The organism is Thiorhodovibrio winogradskyi, from assembly GCF_036208045.1.
Lineage (GTDB): Bacteria > Pseudomonadota > Gammaproteobacteria > Chromatiales > Chromatiaceae > Thiorhodovibrio > Thiorhodovibrio winogradskyi.
This window is the reverse complement of record NZ_CP121472.1, coordinates 1,684,755-1,706,564: the sequence shown is the minus strand read 5'-3', so window position 1 is coordinate 1,706,564 and position 21,810 is coordinate 1,684,755. Positions and strand designations below refer to the sequence as shown.

The following is a 21,810-nucleotide window of genomic DNA, read 5'->3' as shown; positions in this document are numbered from 1 at the left end:
GCCCTGGTCATCTCGGTGAGGATGATGGGCCGGAGCGCCTAGTACCGAGGGCCGCTGATCGAAGCGGGAACAGATCGCGCCAGATCGCACATTGGCACTTGACAACAGGGCCGGCGCTTATGAACAGCCCTCAAGGGAAACACAATCCGCGCCAAATTCAAACTTTCAACCACTTACACCCTGTTAGAACAAGCATTAAAAAAATTAAAAACAGTGACTTACAGGCCGTAAGAATTCTGACCAATCGAAAACGAAGCGCACCAGGACAAGGGTTTAGAGGCTATGTGGCAGCTTTGTCCACAGGGTTATCCACAGCAATAGTGGATAAGGAAAAATCATCATGTCGATTCGGGTGTTACCGACCATTCCCGCTGATCATCGACAAGTTCCCGCGACAACTGCTCCGCTCCGCCGTTCTGATGGGCTGCATCAAGATGGATCCCTTCTTCAACCGGCCCGCACCCGGGGCAGCGCCTGCCAATCGGTGGGACAGGCCGAGGAGCGTCGCTCGGCACGCAGCCGCCAAGTGTCGCCGCCCAATTCGGCGGCGAAGCGCAGCGCGCCGCGCCCAAAGCGGGCATTGACGGCATCCAGGGCTTGCATGCGCTGGCGCGCGTGATCGGCCCGTTCCGGTGCGTCGAACAGGCCCGGAACAACCTGGCCGGCGGGCATCAGGTCGAGCAGCATGATCCCAGCTTTGCGGTAGATGCTGCCATCACGAAACCGCTGTTGTGCGCCCCAGCAGGCAGCGCGCACCAACGTGGCACTGTCCGCCGTCGGTGGCGAGAAACTCAAGGTCAGTGACTCGGGCGGAGGGCGCGCTTTCGGATCGCCGTGCTTGCCGTCGGGACTTGTCTCCAGAAACACCGTCAACGCCTGGGCCAGCAGCCCCTGGGCGCGCAGTTTCTCCCCGGCGCGGCTGGCAAAATGGGTGATGGCCGCGCGCAGGACGGACCACTGGGTGACGGGCTGCCCGAACGAGCGCGACACCATGATTTGCTTCCGTGCTGGCGGCTGGGTCTCAAGCGTCAGGCAAGAGAAGCCCTGTAGCTCACGGCCAAGGCGGACCAGGACCACGCCGAAGTGCGCCTGCAACCAGGCGCTTGGGGCCTGGGCCAGCGCCAGGGCATCGGTGATGCCCAGTGCGCGCAGCCGCTGGCCCCAGTGCTGGCTGATGCCCCAGAGGTCTTCGACCGCCGTGCGTTGCAGCACGGCGGACGGTTCGCTCAATGCGCGCCAATCCAGCACGCCACCTTGTCCCAGGCCTTTTTTGGCCAGGCGATTGGCCAGTTTCGCCAGGGTCTTGGTCGGCGCCAGGCCGACGGAAACCGGGATGCCGGTCCAGCTTCGCACCTGTTGCACCAGCTGCTGGGACAGCGCGTCGGCGGTGGCGATGCCCGTCAGGTCCAGGAAGCATTCGTCGATGGAGTAGACCTCGCTGGCCGGGGCGGCACTGGCCAGGATCTGCATCACCCGCCGCGACAAATCGCCATAGAGCGCGTAGTTGGAGGAGAACACCGCGACCTGATGCTGGCGCAGGGTGCGGGCGACCTGGAAATAGGGCGCGCCCATCGGCAGCCCGAGTGCCTTGGCCTCGTTGCTGCGTGCGACCAGGCAGCCGTCGTTGTTGGACAAGACCACCACCGGTCGGCCCTCGAGCGCGGGCTGAAACAAGCGTTCGCAGGAGACGTAGAAGTTGTTGCAGTCGACCAGGGCAAAGAGTTTGGCGGGACTCAAAAGGCATGCACCACATGGGTCACCACGCCCCAGATGACCAGATCGGTCTCGGCGGTAATGGCGCGCGGGGGGTAGTCGGGATGCGCGGATTCCAGCCAGACGTGCTGGGTACTGGAATCGCGCTGGAGAAACTTCAGCGTCAACTCGCCATCAAGGGCGGCCACCACCACCGAACCCGCGCGCGGTTCCTCGGCCCGATCGACAATCACCAGATCGCCGTCCTGAATACCGGCACCGGTCATGGACTCGCCTTGCACGCGCAGAAAGAAGGTGGCCGCCGGATGGCGAACCAGGTGGGTGTTCAGATCGATGGCGTCATCGAGATCATCATCGGCCGGGGACGGGAAGCCGGCGGGAATGCGGGCTTGGAACAGCGGCCAGCTCTGTGGTGGAGCCTTGGGATCCGGCAGATGCAAGGATGGGCTGTTCATTGGACGTTTCAGGGTCTCGAGCCAGTGCTGAATGGTCGGAACCTGGGAGCGGGGAATGCGCACCGGGACCGTGGACTCGCCATAGGAGTTGCTGCCGGGTTTGCGCCCGGCGCCGGGTCTAGCGCCGCCCCTACTAGCCACGGGTTGAACCAGGGCGGGAATTGGGCCGATTGGCCCCTTGATGGTGAAAAGAGTGCGGATTCGTACTTGGAAGCGGAAAAGTATTGGTCGGCATGTCAGACAGCCATCAAAATGAAAGCAGTACGATAATCAAAATGCGCGTAAGGGTCAAGTGATCGCCAGACCAACCAACATCAATTCAGATGCGCCTCGACCAACGCCGGAAAGAACGCCGATTCCAGGCATCATTGCCAGTTTCATCCATCTGTAAACTAATTAGCCAACGCCATGACCCCAGCGATTGACACCCTGAAGCGCCTTGGTATTCCCCCTCAGGTTCATGCCTACACCCATGAACCGGGAACCAGTGCCTTCGGACAGGAGGCCGCCGACAAGCTCGGGCTCGACTCTGGTCGCGCCAAGATTGGCAAGCCGGCGATTTCACCAGGCAGCAGCGGGTATTCCCACGCCCAATCAATCCCCATGTTCGGTGGGAACAGGCCCGCACCCAAACGCCCTCCCCCGCCGCGAGAATTCCATGACCAGCAATGTCTCTCTACAGGCTGCCTACCGCGCCAAAGGCCCCGGGTACCAGTCACGCACCCGGCATCTGGACACTGATGGCCAGCCCCGTTTCATCAACCGGCTGATCCATGAGAACGCGCCATACCTGCTGCAGCACGCCCATAACCCGGTGGACTGGTATCCCTGGGGCAAGGAAGCCTTCGCCCAGGCGCGCGCCGAGAACAAGCCGGTGTTTCTGTCCATCGGCTATGCTACCTGCCATTGGTGCCATGTGATGGAGTACGAGAGCTTCGAGAATCTGAGCCTCGCCGAGCGGCTCAACCGTGATTTCGTGGCCATCAAAGTGGACCGCGAGATGCACCCGGATATCGATGAGACCTACATGCGCGCCCTCCTGCTGATCAGCGGCCATGGTGGCTGGCCGATGTCGAGCTTTTTAACGCCAGAAGGCAAGCCCTTCTTCGCCGGCACTTACTATCCGCCCGCTCGCTTCGATGCTCTGCTCGCGCACATCGCCGAACTTTGGCGCGACCGCCAAGCCGATCTGCTTTCGCAAGCCGAGCAACTTAGCCAAGCCATTGCCGAGCCACGGCGCCAAACGGGCGCCAAAGACCTGTTGGCCGCGGATGTCACCGCTCGCGCGCTGGATGACTGCCTCGATCTGTACGATCCCGACAACGGCGGCTTCTCGCGCGCGCCCAAGTTCCCGCACGAGCCCTTGCTCTTGTTTCTGCTCGATCAACAGCGGCGGCAAGCGCGCGCGGATGTGCTCCAAGCCCTGGTGCATAGCCTGGAGGTCATGGCCCGTGGCGGCGTCTATGATCAAATCGGCGGCGGTTTCCACCGCTACTCCACCGACGATCACTGGATCGTGCCGCACTTCGAGAAGATGCTCTACAACCAGGCGCAGTTGTCGCGGATCTATGTCCAGGCCTGGCAGCTCACCGGACAGGCGTCCTTCCGCCGCACCGGGGAGGATATCCTGGATTATGTCTTGCGCGAGATGACCGACAGCCAGGGCCGCTTCCATTCGGCCACGGATGCCGACAGCGAAGGCGCCGAGGGGAGCTTCTTTGTCTGGACCCCGGCACAGATCGATGCCGCCCTTGGGGCTGACGACGCGGCTTGGATCAAGCCGGTCTTGGGGATCACCGAGGCCGGAAATTTCGCGGGGCGCAGCATCCCCTTTCTGCCGGTCTCCCTGGAGACCCTGGCCGAGCGTGACCGCCAGCCGCTCGCCGCGGTGCTGGAGCGGTTCGCGCGCTGCCGCGAGCAACTGCGCTGGATGCGGGAGCAGCGGCCCAAGCCGCTATGCGATGACAAGATCATCCTCGCCTGGAATGGCCTGATGATCACCGCCCTGGCCGAGGCCAGTCGCTTGCTTAAACGCGCGGATTACGGTGCTGCCGCCCAGCGCGCGGCCGAGGCGTTGTGGCAGGGCAACAGCCGCGCGGATGGCGGCCTATTGCGCATCGCCAAGGGCGACAACGCCTCGGTACCGGCGAGCCTGGAAGATTATGCCTATTTTGCCGAGGCCTGCCTGCACCTGCATGATCTCAGCAGCCATGCGGTGTGGCTGGAACGCGCACAAGGGCTTTGTGATCAGGCCGTGCAGCGCTTCGGTGACGGCGACGGGGGCTTCTATCTGAGCGAAGCCGGGATACATCCGACCGGGATGGAACGAGCGCGCGAACTTGGCCATGACGGCGCCACCCCGTCCTGCAGCGGCGTGTTGTTGCAGGTGCTGGCGCAGCTCGGCCAGCGCAGCGAGCAGCGGCATGACCGGCAGCAGGCCGGGATCCTGCTCGGGCGCCTGGCCCAACAACTAATGTCCGCGCCGAGCCACTACCCGAGCCTGCTGATCGGCGTCGAACTGCTCAACCACGGGCGTTGCGACAGCCTGGACTTTGCCGCGGCGGGCAAGATTCGCCTGCTGGCCAGTCGTTGCGACGCGCAACGGATCACATTGCAGATTAACATCGCCGCCGGGCTGCACTTGAACGCGGCCACTGGTCTGAAGATCGAACCGGCCGGAAGCGACTGGCATCTGTCCGACTGCCGCCTGCCGGAACCACGACCATTGGACGTTGCTTTTCAGGACGCGCCGCTGTTAACCCATGCAGGTCAGGTCCAGGTCAACCTGATCCTGGACGCCCAGTCCGGCACCCTGCTGACCCGGCTAGCGCCAATTCGCGTCAAGCTTCAGGCTTGCACCGACCAGATCTGCCTGCCTGCGGAGACCCTGCGCTTGGCGGTCTGAGTGATGCCGCGCAGTCGTCTGCACACCCGCGGATAGGTTCAGGACGCATCCGCCAACGATCACAGGCTCAGGTTTCAGATCTAACATCGAGCTGGTGTCAAAGGCATCGATCCCGTCGATCTCAATGCGGTTGCCTGCGACACCCAGCACCCGGATCCGGCTCATTGCAATGTGATTCAGTCGCATCGGGGCGCGAGTCGCGAAAACACCGCGCAGAGGGATTGTCGGGATTTCCACGCGGCTGCACTTGCAGCATGGCGCATTGCCTCGGCATTTCGTTGCGGTCGAAACAATAGAGCACCCAAAGACTGTCCAGTTCGTCGACGCCAAGCAGCGCCAGACGATACTGCTCATAGAGGTCGATGAGGACGCGGCCATCCTGCTTGCGAATCCAACCAACCGGCTGAACCTGGTAGGTCGGCGAAGGATTGGGCATGGCAAAGCTCGACGGCCCCCTTCAACTGGCGACGCGCGGCCGCGGCAAAGTACTCTGCATTGGCTTGATTTGCTCCAGGGCAAGAAGCCCTTGCAACTGGTCGCAGTGGAAGACGCCGGAACCCCATTAAGCATACACTAGCGGATCGCATCCTTCAGCCTATTCTATTTGTTGAACAAACCGGCTCAAGATGCCGTTGGCCTTGATCACGGCGCTAGCCACCCAACAAACCAACGACCCGCTTTCCTCTGATTTCTCCGATTGGAAAAAAACAATGTCGAAGAAAAGCCACGCGAAGGGTGAAGCCTTGACCCAATGCTGGGATGCGCTCGACGATTATGGACGAAGTCTCGCCTGCATCGCGTTTGGACTCCTGGGCGCGCAGGATGCGGCGGAGCGGCTCTGGTCCTTTTTCCTCCAAACGCGCGCATCCTAAGGAAGCGCTCTTCGTCGGCTCGCTTTGGGGGCTAATCGACTTAGGTGATCGTCGCGCGGCTGACACCTTGATCGCCTTGTTCTTAGATCAGATAACCTACTACGAAAAGTATGGGTTTCTGTCGCGCGCAGGCGATGATCGCGCCGTCATCCCGTTATTGGCGGAAATCATCGAGGGTCCGGACCAAAACAAAGCCGATGCGACCTGGGCGCTGACCGGGATTGCACAGCGTTTCGGTGCTGATGCCTTTGGTGACATTCTGCGCGCCGGTGACCAAGGACAGCACGAAGATGACATAAAAACCTTTGTGCAACGCAGCTTGCGCTATTCCCAGGCCGACGTGGAACACCATTTCGAGATCTTCTACGCCACCGATGCCGGCGGTCTACCGAGCAGAATCGAACCGGCATTCTTAAACCGCTAAACGACAAAGGACTCTCGAATGCTTGGCGCAAGTACCGCTTTTGTCTTGCTGGCAGCGATTTTCTGGGGATTATCGGGCGGGATCGGCGGCATCCTGATGGCTAGTGGTTGGGATGCCTTCGTCGTTTCCTTCTACCGCGGCCTGATTGGCCTGCTATGCGTCCTCCTCTGGCTTGCGCTGCGCCCCGGCGGGAGCGGTCTGGCAAGCCGTCGAATGTGGCTCTGGTCCACCCTTGCCGGCTTGGGCGTGGCTGGAAACTTCTCTTTTTATTTTGTCAGCATCGCCCATGGCAGCGTCGCGATAGCGGCGACCTTGATGTACTGCGCACCGGTCTTTGTTTATCTGGTGTCCTTCGCACTGGGGTTGGAGCGCCCCACGGCGCTAAAGTGGGCGGCGATCGTCATGGTCATGCTCGGCGTCGTGCTGCTGACACAGATTTACGATCTCGACAACAGCGGCATCACTCCGCTGGGAATCGGCGCTGGACTGCTAGCCGGGTTATCCTACGCCCTGTTCATTTTCGGCTTCAAATATGCTGGCCCGCACGGCAGCCCGCAGGCGATTTTGTCCATCGCCTTTGCCGTCCTCGCCACCATCCTGATTTGGCCGAGCGATAGCGACCAGATTATTGCCGTGCCACACACACCAGACTGGCCGCTGTTCGCCACCCTGGGCGTGTTTGGCGCGGGCCTATCTTTTGTGCTCTACATTATTGGCCTCAAGCATACAGCTCCCGCCGTGGCATCCATCATCGCCATGGTCGAACCCGTGACCGCGTCTCTCTTTGGCGTGGTGGTGTTGGACGAACGTCTGGCGATTGCGCAGATGTTGGGCGCGGCACTGATCCTCATGACAGTAACGGCGCTGAGCCTGTTTTCACGTACCCCACAGCCGGCGTCCGATGTGAGTTAAGAAAGACCAGGACACGGATCTGTGCCGGCTGAAATCAGATACCAGTTTTACAGGAGAACGCCAGCATGCAAGAGACCGAGGTTTTCACCGACCACCCGGCTCCACACTGGGGCGAGCCGCATCCGCTGCACGATCCCTGGGTGCTCGCCCACTTCCGCGCGCGGCCAACAGACGTACTCATCACCACGGCACCCAAGGCCGGAACCACCTGGATGCAGCAGATCTTGCATCAGCTGCGCACCGGCGGGAATACGGACTTTGACGACATCGACCAGGTTGTCCCTTGGCTGGAACGCCAGCGCCCGCCGCGCACCTGGCGCGAGGTGCTGGCGGATTTCCACCAGCGCGCCGATCCGCGCCTGTTCAAGACCCACTGCACCTGGGAGCAAACGCCGGGGCGAGAGATCGCCCGCATCATCCTCACAGTGCGCGACCCGCGCGACTGCTGCGTCAGCTTCTATCATCACCTGCTGGACATCTCGGACACCGCGCGAACCCAAGACGGACTAGAGCGCCCGCCGAATCTCGATGCGCATCTCGACACCTGGCTCGCCTTCGGTGCCTGGTTCCGCAATGTCGCAAGCTGGTGGCCGCGGCGAGAGCGCGACAATCTCCTGATGCTGCGCTACAGCGACCTCAAAGCCGACCTTCCCGGCGCCATGGCACGCATCGCAAGCTTCCTCGGCTGGTCGCTGACGCGAGAGACCCTGGAACATGCCGCGCACTACGCCTCTTTCGCCTGGATGAAGGCCCACAGTGAGCGCTTCGCCGGTCGCAACGCCGACGGCAGCCCCATGTTCCGACCCGGCGGCTTCATCCGCAAAGGGGAAACCGGCGACCACAAGATCCATCTCAACCCGGAGCAGGAAGCGCGAATCCTCCAGCGCTGCCGGCAGGAACTGCCGCCGGACTGCCTCGCTTATCTGGATCTGCCAGCGCGGGACTAAGCAGCCAGCAATCGGCAATCCGTTCCTACCCAAGGGTCAGCTGGTGGACAAACCAGCTTCACCTTGGCTGATAGCCCCGTCATTTTTCCGGTGCTATCCTGATACCCTGATTACTGCCACTAACTTTTTTCGATCAACCAAGACAATCAATCTCAGGAGGCAAGATGGCAAAGTGTCCAATATGTCAGTCAAGGAAAGGCAAAAGAAAGTGTCTAATCGTGGATAACCTCATTTGCAGCCAATGTTGTGGAGACACAAGAACGGAAGAGGCTTGTGTGGGATGTATTTTTTATCAAAAACCAAAAAGAAAATATAGTGATGTCCCCGCGTATTCTATTATAGAAATGGATAACAACATGGAGCTTGCGTCATACAGCAATTCCATAGAAGGCGCTTTGTGCGCATATGATATTAAACACGATGGCAAACTGAAAGATAGTGACGCAATCAAAATCATTGAGTTGCTGATTGATAAATACCATTTTCAAGATCAATCATTTGATCAAGAAAATAAGCTAATTACAAATGGCTTTCGCTATGTCGATCAATCAATCATCGAAGATTTGAAAGATGTCACCAACGATATAATCGTCAAAGTACTAGGGGTCATCCGGTTTGTTGCCAAGCGCAGAACACAGCTTGGAAGAGAATATATGAATGTGATTCATCAGTATGTCGGGCAGCGAGTTGCATCGGGCGTTCGTATTTTAAACCGATGACTATCCCTCAATCGTCTAACTGGCAGCTATCCCAATCGCAAATTGGTTGTCGGTTTTAGGTCGGGTTATTGTTATCCACTAACCACTGACGCACGATAAATCACACATTGAGTCTCAACAGCACGGATACTTAGCTATGGCCGCACCTTCCCACAGATCGATTTTTAGCATGATTCGTCTTGGCTCGATCCTGCTTGTGCTGGCCCTACTAACAGCCACAATAGCGGCCTGCACCGGGCCAGCAGCCAAGCAGGCATCAAAGCAGGCGGGCGCGACCGAGAGCAGGATCGCGCGATGTGAATCCCGAAGCTGTTTTATGGGACTGCTGGAGTATGGCGGGCAGATCCTGCTCGACAAGCAACATCCGGATGGGAGCTTTGAGGAGATCTATCAGGTTCGGCGCAAAAAGGGCTCCAATGTGCGTTCCTTCACCCATGGCATCCTCTCGATTGCGACCCTTGGCATCTGGAATCTGGTGGGCTCACCGATCGAGGGATTCATATCGAGCGCTGATTTCATCGTGTTCCGGGTCATCTATGATCCGCACGGACAGCCAACGAAGATTGAAATTCAAGGGGGGTAACTCGTTGACAATCGATCAATGGCGCAACGGATACAGACCGGCAGAAGCGAGAAACGCACCCAGCGCACCCAGGATTGCAAATGCGTCAATCGATTTAATCCTGCTGGCCATCCAATCGAGGTCGCACGAACTCTCTGATAGATTGAGCATTAACGGATATTTTCTGGTGTCTTCATGGCTGATGGCATGGAGTATCTCTAGATTGCAGGATCACGAGGGCAATTCACGTTGGCTGGATTGCGCGCGATTTCAATGTTCTGGAATATCAATCCCCAACTGATCCCAGATCGCGTCCACTCGCGCTCGCACGCTCTGGTCCATTTGGATCGGCCGCCCCCATTCGCGGCTGGTCTCGCCTGGCCATTTGTTGGTCGCGTCCATTCCGATTTTGGAACCGAGGCCCGAGACGGGCGAAGCAAAATCCAGATAGTCAATCGGAGTGTTTTCGATCAGCAGGGTATCGCGCGCAGGGTCCATGCGCGTGGTCATGGCCCAGATGACATCCTTCCAATCGCGGGCGTTGACGTCAGCATCGACCACGATCACGAACTTGGTGTACATGAACTGACGAAGGAAAGACCAGACGCCCATCATCACTCGCTTGGCATGCCCGGGATATTGCTTGTTCATGCTCACCACCGCAAGTCGGTAAGAACAGCCCTCGGGCGGCAGATAGAAGTCAACAATCTCCGGGAACTGCTTCTGCAGCAGGGGGATGAAGACCTCATTGAGCGCCACGCCTAGAATCGCGGGCTCGTCGGGCGGGCGACCGGTATAGGTACTATGGTAAATGGGGTCGCGGCGGTGGGTGACGCGCTCGATACGAAAGACCGGGAAGCGATCAACCTCGTTGTAATAGCCGGTATGGTCGCCAAAAGGCCCTTCATCAGCCATATCCCGCGGATGCAAATGCCCCTCAAGCACAATTTCGGCGCTGGCCGGCACCTGCAGATCCGAACCCAGGCAGCCGGCCAGCTCGGTGCGACTGCCGCGCAGCAGTCCAGCGAAGGCATATTCCGAAAGACTGTCGGGCACAGGGGTGACGGCACCCAGGATAGTCGCCGGATCTGCCCCAAGTGCGACGGCAACGGGAAAAGGCTCGTCGGGATACGTCTGCTGCCAGTCGCGATAGTCCAGGGCGCCGCCACGGTGCGCCAACCAGCGCATAATGACACTATTACGATCGAGCACCTGCATACGGTAGATGCCGAGGTTCTGCCGTGATTTGTTCGGCCCGCGCGTGACCACCAGCCCCCAGGTGATCAAGGGGGCTGCATCCTCCGGCCAGCAGTGCTGAATCGGCAAGCATCCGAGATCAACATCCGCGCCTTCTAGCACCACCTCCTGACAAGGCGGTTGTTTGCGCACCCTGGGCGCCATGTCGAGCACCTTCTTGAATACCGGCAGGGTGCGCCAGGCATCCTTCATGCCCTTGGGTGGATCGGGTTCTTTCAAAAAAGCCAGCAGTTTGCCGATCTCACGCAGCGCATCGGTGGACTCCTCACCCATGCCGAGCGCGACCCGCTTGGGTGTGCCAAACAGATTACCCAGCAATGGGATGTCAGACCCCCGGGGTCGCTCAAACAAGAGCGCCGGCCCACCAGCGCGCAGGGTGCGGTCGCAGATTTCAGTGACTTCCAGATAAGGATCGACCGGGATATGCACCCGCTGAAGCTCGCCACGTACCTCGAGTTGTTCGATAAAATCTCGTAAATCTCTGTATTGCATCTGGTCAATTCTACCCGAGAGAGACTGTGCCACGCCCGCTAAGCACAGGGTGGGCAATCTCAGGCGGGGCTGCCTTCGTCAAACAACTCCACCAGAGGCCTCGGTCGCCCAAGCAGGTAACCTTGGCCATAGTCGACGCCGATCGCGCTTAAAGCGGCAAGTTGAGCCTCGGTCTCGACAAACTCGGCAATGGTACGCTGATCGCGCAGACGGGCGATCTGATGGATATAGCGAACAGTTTCATAATCGACCGGATCGGTCAGCATGTCACGGATAAAGCTGCCGTCGATCTTGATGCGGTCGAACGGCAGGGATTTGAGATACTCGAAGGACGATAGCCCGGTGCCGAAGTCATCAAGAGCCACCCGCACACCGGCGGCCCGACAGCGCGAGATGAAGTCCGATGCCTGCGGCAAATTGCCAACCGCGGTAGTCTCGGTCACCTCCACCACCAGCTTGTACCATGGAAAGTCCCGCTGAGACAGAACCTCGCCGAACCAGGCTTGGAAATCCGGGTGCGTTAAGGTACTGCCGGACAGATTGATGCTGGCGAATCCGAGGGCGTCAAGATGCGCCGGATGCTGCTCCATGGCATCGAAAAAAGCGGCGAAGACATATTGATCGATGGCGCTCATGAGTTGATAGCGCTCGGCGGCCGGCAGAAAGAGTCCGGGCGACATCAATTCGCCATTGCCAGTGCGCAGGCGCAACAGGATCTCGTAGTTATTTGTTGACGTGGAAAACCCCTTAGACACAGACTCAGGGGATTCGAGCGGCACAATCGGCTGCGCGAACAGCTCAAACCGCGCCGGTCCGGCCCGCAACGCCTCCTTGATGGCGCTGGCCGCGAAACGTTCGGCGCTTTCGCGTCGCTGGCGTTCGGCATCCGCGCGATGACAATGGAGTTGGTGATGCCCGCGCATCTGCGCCTGCTTAAGCGCGGAATTGGCGGCGGCAATCAGATCATCGCGGCGATACTCATAGGGGCTGAAGGCCACCAGACCAGCGCTTGCCGTGATATCAAAGGCCGACTGCTCCCAGCGAAAACGCAACTCTCCAATGCGTTCGAGCAGTTCCCAAGTTTCCCGCCGTGCCCGATCCTCATCGCAATCCGGCAACAGAGCAAAGAACTCATCCCCGCCGATGCGCGCCAGCGCCGCGGGTGCCGGCCAATGGTCGCGACACAGCTGCGCGACCTGTTTGAGTAGAAAATCGCCGGCAAGCTGACCGGCGCTATCATTGACCAGCTTAAACAGATCCAGGTCGATCTGCACCAGGACGTGTGAGATAGTGACATCAACGCGCTGCTCCGCTGCACCCGTCGCGCCGAGACAGTGCTCGAGCGTCTGATCGAAGCCGAAACGATTCAGCAGCCCGGTCAGGGTGTCATGGCGGCTGAGATAGCGCAGTTCATCGGTCGCGCGCACGATCTGGTCGATCATCGCGTTATAACCGGTATAGAGCGCGCCGACCTCATTGCGCGCCCGGGTCTGCATCAAGCGATACCTGTTGGCGCGCGGATCGTTCGAGCGCATGGTGCTCGCCAGCGCGGTGAACGGGCGGGTATAGAGGCCTCCGATCCAGAACGCCATGGCCAACGCAACCGACAAGGCCACTGCGTACAGCATGGAAAGGGAGATCAGGCGTTGACGCAGCCCGGTGTGATAACGCGTCAAGTCGAGCGCGTAGCAGGCCGAGCCAAAGCGGGCACCGCCGGCCGCAAGCGGCTCGCAGAGCGACAAATGGCCGCGGCCGATGGCAGGCGCGGCATTGCCTGGGGCCTTCACTGGCGTATTTATTTGGGAACGAGTGAGCGCGGCCGCGTCGACATCTTCACGCTGGTAATGGTAGACCGGCTCATGGGCACTATCCCAGAGGACTAGCCCGTCCAAGGGTCGGAAGCCCGCAAGTCGAAAGCTAAGATCGGCATGGCCTTCGACGCCGGGGTCGATCAGCGCCTTGAGCAGATCCTGACTCAAAGCCCGGTGCAGGGTCGCGGCCTGCTCGATTGCCATGGTTTGACGGTCGCGAACATCAAGCCAATAGGTCAACCCCAAGACCAAGGCCGCGACCAGGGTCAGCAGAAGCCCAACCAGTACGATCAGCTGGGTGCGAATGCCGAGTCGCTGCCACATGATCAAGCCCGTGCGCATGCGTCCGGGCTAGGGCGCGACTTGCCCGTCTGGCCCAAGAATAGGGAGATCCGGATCATTACCCCATTCCAGCCAGGAGGCGTCGTAATTCGCGACCTGATAACCAAGCTCGCGCAGCGCGATGTAATTAATCGCCGAGACCCGACCCAGATCGCAGTAAAGCACCAAGCGCCTGTCCTTGGGCACATCGGCATAGATGGCCGCCAGCGCAGCGAGATCGCGCAGTTCGGAACCATCCGCGGCCTCGTCCAGATGCCGATGCACGGGCACATTGATGGCCGATGGAATATGGCCAAAACGACGGGCCTTGGAGACCCGCCCCCGGTAGGCGTCTGGTGATCGAGCATCAATGATTTGCTGTCTCGGATCGGCCATCGCCAGCCGAGTGGTGAAGCGGGTGGCGATGCGCCTGGGATCGATTTCGGCGACATAGTTGCTGGGTTGCGGCCGCGGCAGGGTCGTGGTGGTTGGAAAGCCGGCCGCCTCCCAGCCAAGGTAGCCGCGATCAAGCAGGCGCGGATTGCGCAGACCATATACCTCGAGCGCCCAAAAGACTCGCGCCGCCGCGAGCAGGGCGCCGTCATCGTAGACCACTGTCAGGGTATCCCGCGTCAACCCGAGATCGCGCAGCCGCTCCTGCATGGCCGCGGGCTCCACCAGGCGCCCATCGCGACCCTGGTCGCGATAGGTGGCAAGTTCCGGAAAATTTACCGCACCGACAATGTGCCCCTTGGCAAAATCCGCAGGCGCACGGGCATCAACAATGACCACGTCTGGCTGATCCAGGCGCGCTTGCAGCCAGGCCGGCGACACCCGCAGGTCTGCGGCCAGGAGCGGCAGGCACCAGAGCGCAAGCGCCAGGACGAATACTGTGAGCTTGAGCGCGCGCGGAGCGCGAGACATGGCGGCGGATAACAATCGCATTGAGACGCCCTCCTCTACCCTTTGATCAACTAAGGTCGCTTAGCGGCGAACCCGCGGCCTTCATCCCGCGCGGCGGGCAGGGGCCAGCACACCTGGCTACAACCAAGAAACCACCGCCCCATCGGTCATCCTGGTTGGGAATCTTGCAGCAGCCTGCCTCCGGTGGCAACTCGCGCGCGACCATCGGAACCTAAACCAAGGTTGTCCCTTGGTTCAGAGGCACGCAAACTCAAAGCAATGAGCCGTGCCAGGCGCAAGCGCAACGAGACCAAAGGCGAAGTTCAGTCCGAGCTGAACTGAAAGGGCAAGGCTATGGCGACCTTTGAGCTTGAGAAGCCCGCAATCACAGGTTTTTGCCACCACCAGGCTCCGAGACCTCCGGCAAACCCAGGGCCAGCGCGGCGGCGATGAGCGCGCCAACCCCCAGCACCAGCACCACCAGTGCTGGCCCATGGCGGTCGCCCAGCAATCCGACTGGCCCCGCGACCAGCATCGCCACCCCGATGACCGTGTTGCTGACCGCCACCATGGCCGCGCGTTGCTCGGCGCTGGCCATGTCGACCAGATAGACCTTGCGGCCGATGCGCACGCCGGCATGGGCGATGCCGAGCAGCAGAAAAATCCCCGCGAAGGCGAAGGGATGTCCCAACCAGACTGCCGCCTCGCTGCGCGCCAGCAACCAGGTAATCAGCCCCAGCGCGCCGGCCATGGCCGCCGCCAGCACCATCACCCACCGCGCCGAGTGATCGCTGAGCCCACCCCACAGCGGCGCGCTGATGCTGCTGGCGAGCCCACTGGCAATGATCAACAGCCCCAGCCCCGCCAGAGCGCCGTCGCTGTGCTGCTGCGCCAGCAACACATAAAAAGGCGCGGTCAAGGCCACGCTTAACAGGGCAATACGCACCAGCACAAAGCGCAAAAACCGCGGATCGGTCTTCAGCAAGCCGATACTCTCAAGCGCCGTTTCCAATGCATTGCCGCCACCACCGGTTGCCCCGGGCTGTTCAAGAATGCCCTGAAACACCAGTGCACCCAGCACAAACAGCACTGCGGCGCCGGCAAGCATGACCACGAAGATGCCAATCCCGGCATTGGTCGGCGCAAGAAATTCGAGATAAACCCCAACCGCCAGGGTCAAGGCACCCGCAATGCCCGCGGAAAGCCCCATCAACCGGCCGCGCCGGGATTTGGACACCGTCTTGCCCAGTACATCCTTGGCGGAGACGGAACACAGCCCCCGCGCCAAACTAAAGAGCACCAGCAAGCCGAGAATGATCCATCCCGCCGCGGCACCGCGAAAACTGGCCGCGGTCACGGCCATCAGCCCCAGCGCCAGCGCCGAGAGCAGCGCGCCAAGAATCCACACCGGCTTGCGCAGCGGGCGCCGGCGGATCACCGCCGCCACCGCCAGTTGCGGCAGCAGCACACCGGCCTCACGAATGGGCACCAGAAAGCCGACCAGCAGCGCCGGTGCACCCAGGGCACCGAACAGCCAGGGCAACAGCAGCTTGGCACTGGCCAGTTCATCGGCGACTTTGCTCAGCAAATTGGCGAGCAGATAGGCGAAGAAATTGCGCGGCTGGTCATTGCAGGATTCCGCCGGGATGTCTTTGCAAACGCGCGCGTCCTCATCGCCGGTCACCAGATCATAAAGAGAATCAAGGGCATTGGCCTGGAGCATGGACGTGACTTTTAGCTGGGTTGAGATCTGAAAAAGGACTGCCGCGGCAAATCCCTGGGGCCAATGGCTCTGTCGCTACAGACCGGGAGGATTCCTGCTGGATTCATCCGGTTTCAGCGGACGGCCAAAGGTCTCGGCATAGTCCCCCGCGTAGGGCGCGAGTGCCTGGTAGACCGCCGGATGCACCACGCGCGGCTCAAACCGCGGAAAATGGGTGCGCAAATACTGCAGATTGCGTAACAGTTTCATTTCAATCACCGCGCGCGCGAACTCCAGCCCGCGCGGCCCGCGATGCCGCTGCAGGAAGGCGATCAGACGCCGGATGAGCTTGGGCGGTTTGCCGGGGGGCCGCGCCAACATGGAGATGTAGCGCGGCATGCCGCGAGCGCGATCACCGGCGCTGTCGAGTTCGCGAAACTCCAGTCGCGGTTTGATCAACTCCAACATGGCCTGCCCGCGCTCGGTGCGCACCAGCACCCACTGCCAGCCCAAACGCGCGCCCATGTAGCCGATGGTGATATCCGCCAGGCTGTTGGCATAATCAAAGCAGGACAAACAGGCCGAGGGGAAAACGCCGTCGAGCTTGTCCATCGGGAAATCGATGAAGTTCACCCGCTCGATCTGGCCGTCGTCATGACGCATCCACAGGCTGTAATCCTGCATGAACTCGTAATGCACAATGGTCTCGGGCGAGCGCGACACCTGCGCGAGAAAGAACTGCAAATCCGGATAGGTGACATTGTCACTGCAGGGAATGCCGATCACATCCAGCTGCTCAAGCCCCAGCTCGGCGCGCAGTCGCGGCTCGGCCGCGCGCAAAATCTGCACCTGACAACCGGTGCCGATGAAGGCCAGCCGCTTGATGCCAGCCGCGCGCACCTCATCGAGCAGCGCCAAATTCGGCGACAAGCAGGGCTTGTTGCCGGCACTCGCGCGCACCGCATCGGGCGTGCGCGCCAGCACCGGGCGCGGCGCGAACCGGGTGCCCGAAGCGGCCGCCGCCGTGATGACGCCCTCCACCTGCCCGGTTTCCAGCAATGCCGCGCCCAGGCTGGTGACCATGCCAGACCACTGAGCACCCGAGGCTGGCTGGCGCATGCGCGCGGCATGCATCTCCCGAAAAATGCCAAAGCGCAGCTCGTCGCCCTCCCGACGCCCGCGCCCATGCAAACGCTGCTCAATCTCGGGAATGTGCTGACGCACAAAGGTACAGCTCGACGCCATCAGCGGCTTGAACTGACTGTCGCACAGGCCGCAGTCGCTGCACAGCTTGGGGCGCCCAAGCAACCGCTCGTCCTTGCTCAGCAGGGTCGGCGCGCGCAGGCCCTTGGACGGGCCGAGATCATCAAGCGCAAGCCCGGTCAGCGGATCCCTTCCTGGCTGGTCCATGGAAACACCGCCACCGGCGGCGGAACTGGGGTCGGATGCCATGCGTCAGGCCTCATGTACGGAGTGAAAAGCGGAAAGATACCAGAGGAAGGTATTGAGTCCCAGTCAGTCACTGGCCAAACCACGAGCGCCACCCATTCGGCGCGGGATTAGGCGCCTACTCGAACCCCATGTTTTAACACGGGGCGTTAGAATCCCAACTCTCGCACGAGAAGGGTCGCCGCGCCGCGGGCATACTCACCCAACCAGGATGCGCGCGCGCCAAAGAGGAGCAGCTTGCCGCGCTGCAATTGCACCCCTTCAGGTGTCTGCCCAGGCTCCACCGCAAGCACAACGCGATAGACAGCCGACTCCGGCACCAGGCCATACTCGCTTTCACGCACCGGCAGCTGACCGCCCCGGGTTGCCGCGAGCAGTCCATCGTCGAGCACGCGAGTGGCATCGAGATCAATGCGTGAGACCTGCGCCGACATCGGCCCGCCTGCGGCCGACTCGGGATAAAACAACCCATGATCACCCAGGCTCACGCGCTTGAGTGCGGATTCTGGCAGGTAAGTCATGACTTGCCACACAGCGGGGTCGATCAGGGTGCCAAGTCGTTCGTTACGCCCCACCCAGGTATTGGGCCGCAGATTGATATTGCTTGGAAAGAACTGACCGGACATCGGCGCCTTGAGCTGAAAACGATTCTTTTCATCTCGCACGCCAACCAGCTCGGCTTGCAGCTCGGCACCCTCAGCCTCCAGTGTGCGAAGCTGCTCGAGCAGTTCCGGCGCGACACCGGCCGCGGCCTTCTGCCAGCCAAGGCTTTGCTCGCGCACCTCCATCATCCGCTGGCGATAATCCAGATCGGGCGAATCCAGCTCCAGGATAACCTCGCCCTCCTCCACCCAGTCGCCTGACTCCACCGCAAAGGCAGCGAGCCGGGCTCCTTCGGGCGCCACGAGAGGGAAAGAATCGACCGGAATCAATAGCCCCTGCGTGTGGATGCGTCTATCCCAAGGCACCAAGGCAACCGCCAGCGCCAGCACCACGGCGACCAGCACCCAGCGCGGACGCCGGTTCCGCAACATCTCAGGTCTCCGCGCTCCCCACCGCCCCATCTCTTTCACCACCGGTAGACAAATGAACCACCACAGCTCCAGGGCAGCCAGCAGCGGGCCAAGCGGCTTGGGCACCTTGACATAGACCAGCACGGCGATACCGACAAAGACCACCAACCGGTAAAGCCAGGTGGCATAGGCAAAAAGGATCAAGCCACGCTGGCGTCGCCTGGGCAAGATCTCCGGCGGCTCATCGCCCAAGCCGAACAGCAGCTCGCGCAAGCGCCATTGCCCCAGGGCTGAGGCCCGCTGGTGCAGATTGGACATGCCGAGCCAATCCATCAGCAGAAAATACCCATCAAAGCGCAAGAAGGGCGAGGCGTTAATGATCAGGGTAGACACCCAGGTGGTTGTCGCCAAAACAAAGACCGCGCCGCGCAACAAGCCATCCGGCAGCAGGCCCCAGAAAAACGTCGCCCAGGCGGCAATTATCAGTTCGGTGAGGATGCCCGCAGAGCCCACCAACAAGCGCTGGCGCCGCGATGGCAGCTTCCAAACCTCGTTGACGTCGGTATAGGCCATGGGAAACATTACCAGAAAGGCCACACCCATGGTCGGCACCCGCACGCCAAACCGCTTGGCCGTGAAGGCGTGGCCAAGCTCGTGCATGAACTTGACGAACACCAGGGCGATAGAGAAGCTGACCAGACCGCTCCAGGAAAACACGTCCACCAGGGTGGCGACAAAGGGCTCCCACTGGCGCGAGACCTCGAGCAAGCCCAGGACCAGCACAACCAGGGTCAGCCACAAGAACCCCGGCCGATAGAAAAACGCCACGGCCCGCTGGGACTTGGTCAACCAGGCATCGGGTTTCCACAGCGGAACCCGAAAGAACAGATAGCGATGCATCAGCCAGGTGGTCAGACCAGAGCTTCGCTGTAAACGCTGTTGATGCAGCCGTTCGATGCTTTGTTGATCGCGCGCCTGCAAGAGTTCATTGTCGAGCAGAAACCGCAACACAGCCTCAATGTCGTCGACCTCGGCTTGGAGCAAGGTCCGTGTGTTGACATCCTGCAGAATGCGCTGCGGATCGCCCAAGGACCAGCGGGAGAGGATCTCAAAGGCGAGCCAATCGAGGCGAAAGAACAGGTTGCGCACCGGATCATGCAAGGACCAGGACGGCTCTCCCGCATAGCTCCGAGGCCCCGGGTACAATGCCAGCTCCTGGCGTAGCGGCGGCAGCACCTCAGATTCCCAACCAGGCGCGCAGCGAGGCGACCGGGCGGCGCATCACCCAGTAGATCAGCGGCACGCGCCCGCCTTCGAGTTTGGCAGTTCCCTTCAGACCAATCCGGGAGCGCTCGTCGACTCGGCTGAGGCTGGCGCGCACCCGATAGGCATAATGCCCATCGGGTCGTTCCGTTGCTTCGTGACTCACATAGCGCAAGCTCGCCTGTACGGGGCGCAGCGGATCGGCATTCAGGTAGACCCTGACGCGACTGCCCATCGCCAAGGAGATGGCATTGGCGGGAGACAACCAGGCCTCCACCTCGGCCTCGCGCTCATCGGCGATGACCATGACACGCTCCCCGGTCACCACCGGCCGCCCCACCCACTCGGACGGATCATCATAGAGCACGATGCCCGCGCGCTCGGCGGAGACCAGGCTGCGCTGGTCAAGCTCGCGCAAGTACTCAAGCTCGATCTGCTTTTCCGCCAACTGGCCCTGCAGGAGAGCCAGTTTCGCCTTGCTCGACTCATCGAACAACGCTTGTTGGGAGTGCTGGCGCAATTCCGCCCGGACCGTCTCCTTGCTGCGCTCAGCAATCAGCAATCTGTTGCCTATGCTAGTGCGATCAAACTCAAACAAGGGCCGTTGCGCGTCAACCGCCTCGTTCGGCATCACGTGCACCCGCTCGATCACACCGTCGATGGGCGCGCGCACCAAGGTCGGGTTCAGCGGCACCAATTCGGCTGGCGCCAGCACCGTCAAGCGCACGGGCAGCAGCAGCAACAGGCACAACAGCAGCCAGCCCCAGGTGCGCGGGCGCTTCAGCATGGCGCCCAGACGCCCGGTTGGCTTGGCTGGTGCCAGCGGCGCGGGCCGACCGTGCAGGCGTTGCCACAGCCGCGTGAGCCCACTGCCCTGATCCACCAGTACCCGCACACTCGACCAGATGGCCGCCCACTCGGCGAGCAAGGCCAGTTCGCCATCGGACCAGGCCAGATCCCTCGCCAGCAGCAATAAGCCACCGGCGAAGTACCGCCCCACGGCGGGTAAGGGTACGCACAGGGCCTGCGCCGGCAGCCAATGCGACCACTCGCGCACATCCTCGGAATGGAGATCGGCGGCCTGGATCACCCAGGGCTTGTCCCGCCCTGCCCTGCTCCACTGCTCACACAGGCGCGAGAGCCATTGCACATAGGGCGCGTTGGCCTCGGGCATCACCACGCCAGAGAGCGTGACCACGCCTTCACCAGGCAACCAGAGCGCGCCCTGTCGATAGGGTGCGAGCTGGTTGGTTTCATTCACCAGGATGAAGCCCAGCTCGGCTTCATCCTCCGCCTGGCGCGCACGGCGTCCGAGATGCAGTAAAACTGCCAGCAGGTCCGTGCTGGCAGGCGTCGAGCTGGTTGCCACTAGGCGGCCTTGGCCAGCTCCCAACGCAGAGCCGCCTCACGCGCCTGCCGCACCAACTCGGCCTGCTCGGCTTGCCAGACCAACGCGGAATGGGCAGCCAACTGTGTGTCGAGTTGCGGGCGGCCTTGCAGCAGCGTCTGCAGCCCCGGATTCTGCCCCGGGCGTACGATGCGGAGAATGGTTTCTGCCGTGCGCCCTTCCTGGTCGCGAGCGATCACGCGAATCTGCAACTCGCCATTGAAGTCACCCGGTACCTCCCCTCTAAACTCGCCCTTGGCGGCATCGAACACCAGCCAGGGCGGCAGTTGACTACCATCAAGCATGATCGCGCTGAGTTCTACCTCGGCCGCCGCGTCGGTGTGGGCGAAGGCGTCAATGGGAATCTGATACTGCACCAGGTCCGCATCCGGCCCGAACTCGACATCCGGGATGCCCTTATGCACTCTCAGGTCATGCTCGTCATCCTCTCCCGAGGCGATGCTGACAATGGTCTCGGCCTGACGCCCCGCTTCATCGCGGGCGATGATACGCACCTGAATCTCGCCCTTGAAATCCGCAGGCGGGGTGCCAGTCAGCTCGCCGGTCGTGGGCTCGAAGGTCAGCCAATCAGGCAGCGGCGATCCATCGTTCATGGTCGCCGTCAAGCTTAGATTCGCCTGCGCATCGGTATGAGCGAAGGTATCGGTCGGAATAGTGAGACGTAGCTCGCCCCCATCCGGAT

17 protein-coding genes and 1 pseudogene are annotated in these 21,810 nt (G+C 61.2%); 6 read left to right on the top strand and 12 right to left on the bottom strand.

Annotation, left to right across the window (positions count from 1 at the left end):
- Positions 1-447: 447 nt before the first annotated feature.
- Both Thiowin_RS07595 and Thiowin_RS07590 read right to left on the bottom strand, forming a co-directional pair.
- The gene (locus Thiowin_RS07595) at positions 448-1,737 is read right to left on the bottom strand and encodes a Y-family DNA polymerase (RefSeq protein WP_328987141.1); all 1,290 of its coding nucleotides are present in this window, start codon (positions 1,735-1,737) and stop codon (positions 448-450) included.
- Entirely contained in the window at positions 1,734-2,309 is a 576-nt protein-coding gene (locus tag Thiowin_RS07590; RefSeq protein ID WP_328987140.1) for a LexA family protein, read from the bottom strand. Before Thiowin_RS07590 ends, Thiowin_RS07595 begins: the two co-directional genes overlap by 4 nt.
- Positions 2,310-2,826: 517 nt before the next feature.
- Between Thiowin_RS07590 and Thiowin_RS07585 the strand changes: the two genes are divergently transcribed.
- Positions 2,827-5,073, top strand: coding sequence for a thioredoxin domain-containing protein (locus Thiowin_RS07585; protein ID WP_328987139.1), 2,247 nt, complete (start codon positions 2,827-2,829; stop codon positions 5,071-5,073).
- Here the strand turns inward: Thiowin_RS07585 and Thiowin_RS25225 are convergent.
- Positions 4,993-5,238: a hypothetical protein gene (locus tag Thiowin_RS25225; RefSeq protein WP_408034177.1), complete on the bottom strand. Its 246-nt coding sequence runs from the start codon at positions 5,236-5,238 to the stop codon at positions 4,993-4,995. The genes Thiowin_RS07585 and Thiowin_RS25225 overlap by 81 nt on opposite strands.
- Entirely contained in the window at positions 5,195-5,509 is a 315-nt protein-coding gene (locus Thiowin_RS07580; RefSeq protein WP_328987138.1) for a hypothetical protein, read from the bottom strand. The genes Thiowin_RS25225 and Thiowin_RS07580 overlap by 44 nt, the downstream gene beginning before the upstream one ends.
- 338 nt (positions 5,510-5,847) lie before the next feature.
- Between Thiowin_RS07580 and Thiowin_RS07575 the strand changes: the two genes are divergently transcribed.
- From Thiowin_RS07575 to Thiowin_RS07555, 5 genes are all read left to right on the top strand, one after another.
- On the top strand, positions 5,848-6,369 hold the full coding sequence (locus Thiowin_RS07575) for a hypothetical protein (RefSeq protein WP_328987137.1): 522 nt from the start codon (positions 5,848-5,850) through the stop codon (positions 6,367-6,369).
- An 18-nt stretch (positions 6,370-6,387) separates the two neighbouring features.
- Positions 6,388-7,281 (top strand): DMT family transporter, encoded by an 894-nt coding sequence (locus tag Thiowin_RS07570; RefSeq protein WP_328987136.1) that lies wholly within the window; start codon positions 6,388-6,390, stop codon positions 7,279-7,281.
- Positions 7,282-7,346: 65 nt separating this feature from the next.
- The gene (locus Thiowin_RS07565; RefSeq protein ID WP_328987135.1) at positions 7,347-8,228 is read left to right on the top strand and encodes a sulfotransferase domain-containing protein; all 882 of its coding nucleotides are present in this window, start codon (positions 7,347-7,349) and stop codon (positions 8,226-8,228) included.
- A 218-nt stretch (positions 8,229-8,446) separates the two neighbouring features.
- The gene (locus tag Thiowin_RS07560) at positions 8,447-8,947 is read left to right on the top strand and encodes a hypothetical protein (protein WP_328987134.1); all 501 of its coding nucleotides are present in this window, start codon (positions 8,447-8,449) and stop codon (positions 8,945-8,947) included.
- A 169-nt stretch (positions 8,948-9,116) separates the two neighbouring features.
- A complete protein-coding gene (locus Thiowin_RS07555; protein ID WP_328987133.1) occupies positions 9,117-9,530 on the top strand; it encodes a hypothetical protein in 414 nt (137 codons plus the stop codon).
- Between the two features lie 249 nt (positions 9,531-9,779).
- On the opposite strand, the gene ubiD is transcribed toward Thiowin_RS07555, so the two are convergent.
- From ubiD to Thiowin_RS07515, 8 genes and pseudogenes are all read right to left on the bottom strand, one after another.
- The gene (ubiD, locus tag Thiowin_RS07550; RefSeq protein WP_328987132.1) at positions 9,780-11,258 is read right to left on the bottom strand and encodes a 4-hydroxy-3-polyprenylbenzoate decarboxylase; all 1,479 of its coding nucleotides are present in this window, start codon (positions 11,256-11,258) and stop codon (positions 9,780-9,782) included.
- Between the two features lie 59 nt (positions 11,259-11,317).
- Positions 11,318-13,393: a putative bifunctional diguanylate cyclase/phosphodiesterase gene (locus Thiowin_RS07545; RefSeq protein ID WP_328987131.1), complete on the bottom strand. Its 2,076-nt coding sequence runs from the start codon at positions 13,391-13,393 to the stop codon at positions 11,318-11,320.
- A 27-nt stretch (positions 13,394-13,420) separates the two neighbouring features.
- Positions 13,421-14,335 (bottom strand): sulfurtransferase, encoded by a 915-nt coding sequence (locus tag Thiowin_RS07540; protein ID WP_328987130.1) that lies wholly within the window; start codon positions 14,333-14,335, stop codon positions 13,421-13,423.
- 343 nt (positions 14,336-14,678) lie between these two features.
- Complete coding sequence (locus Thiowin_RS07535) at positions 14,679-16,016, bottom strand: MFS transporter (RefSeq protein WP_328987129.1); 1,338 nt, start codon at positions 16,014-16,016, stop codon at positions 14,679-14,681.
- A 75-nt stretch (positions 16,017-16,091) separates the two neighbouring features.
- Entirely contained in the window at positions 16,092-17,447 is a 1,356-nt protein-coding gene (locus Thiowin_RS07530) for a Coenzyme F420 hydrogenase/dehydrogenase, beta subunit C-terminal domain (protein WP_328987128.1), read from the bottom strand.
- A 146-nt stretch (positions 17,448-17,593) separates the two neighbouring features.
- Positions 17,594-19,693: a site-2 protease family protein gene (locus Thiowin_RS07525; RefSeq protein WP_328987127.1), complete on the bottom strand. Its 2,100-nt coding sequence runs from the start codon at positions 19,691-19,693 to the stop codon at positions 17,594-17,596.
- 1 nt (position 19,694) lies between these two features.
- A complete protein-coding gene (locus Thiowin_RS07520; protein WP_328987126.1) occupies positions 19,695-21,089 on the bottom strand; it encodes an HlyD family efflux transporter periplasmic adaptor subunit in 1,395 nt (464 codons plus the stop codon).
- Positions 21,089-21,748: pseudogene (locus Thiowin_RS07515) on the bottom strand (putative Ig domain-containing protein); the annotation flags it as partial. The gene Thiowin_RS07520 and the pseudogene Thiowin_RS07515, both read right to left, overlap by 1 nt.
- Positions 21,749-21,810 lie beyond the last annotated feature (62 nt).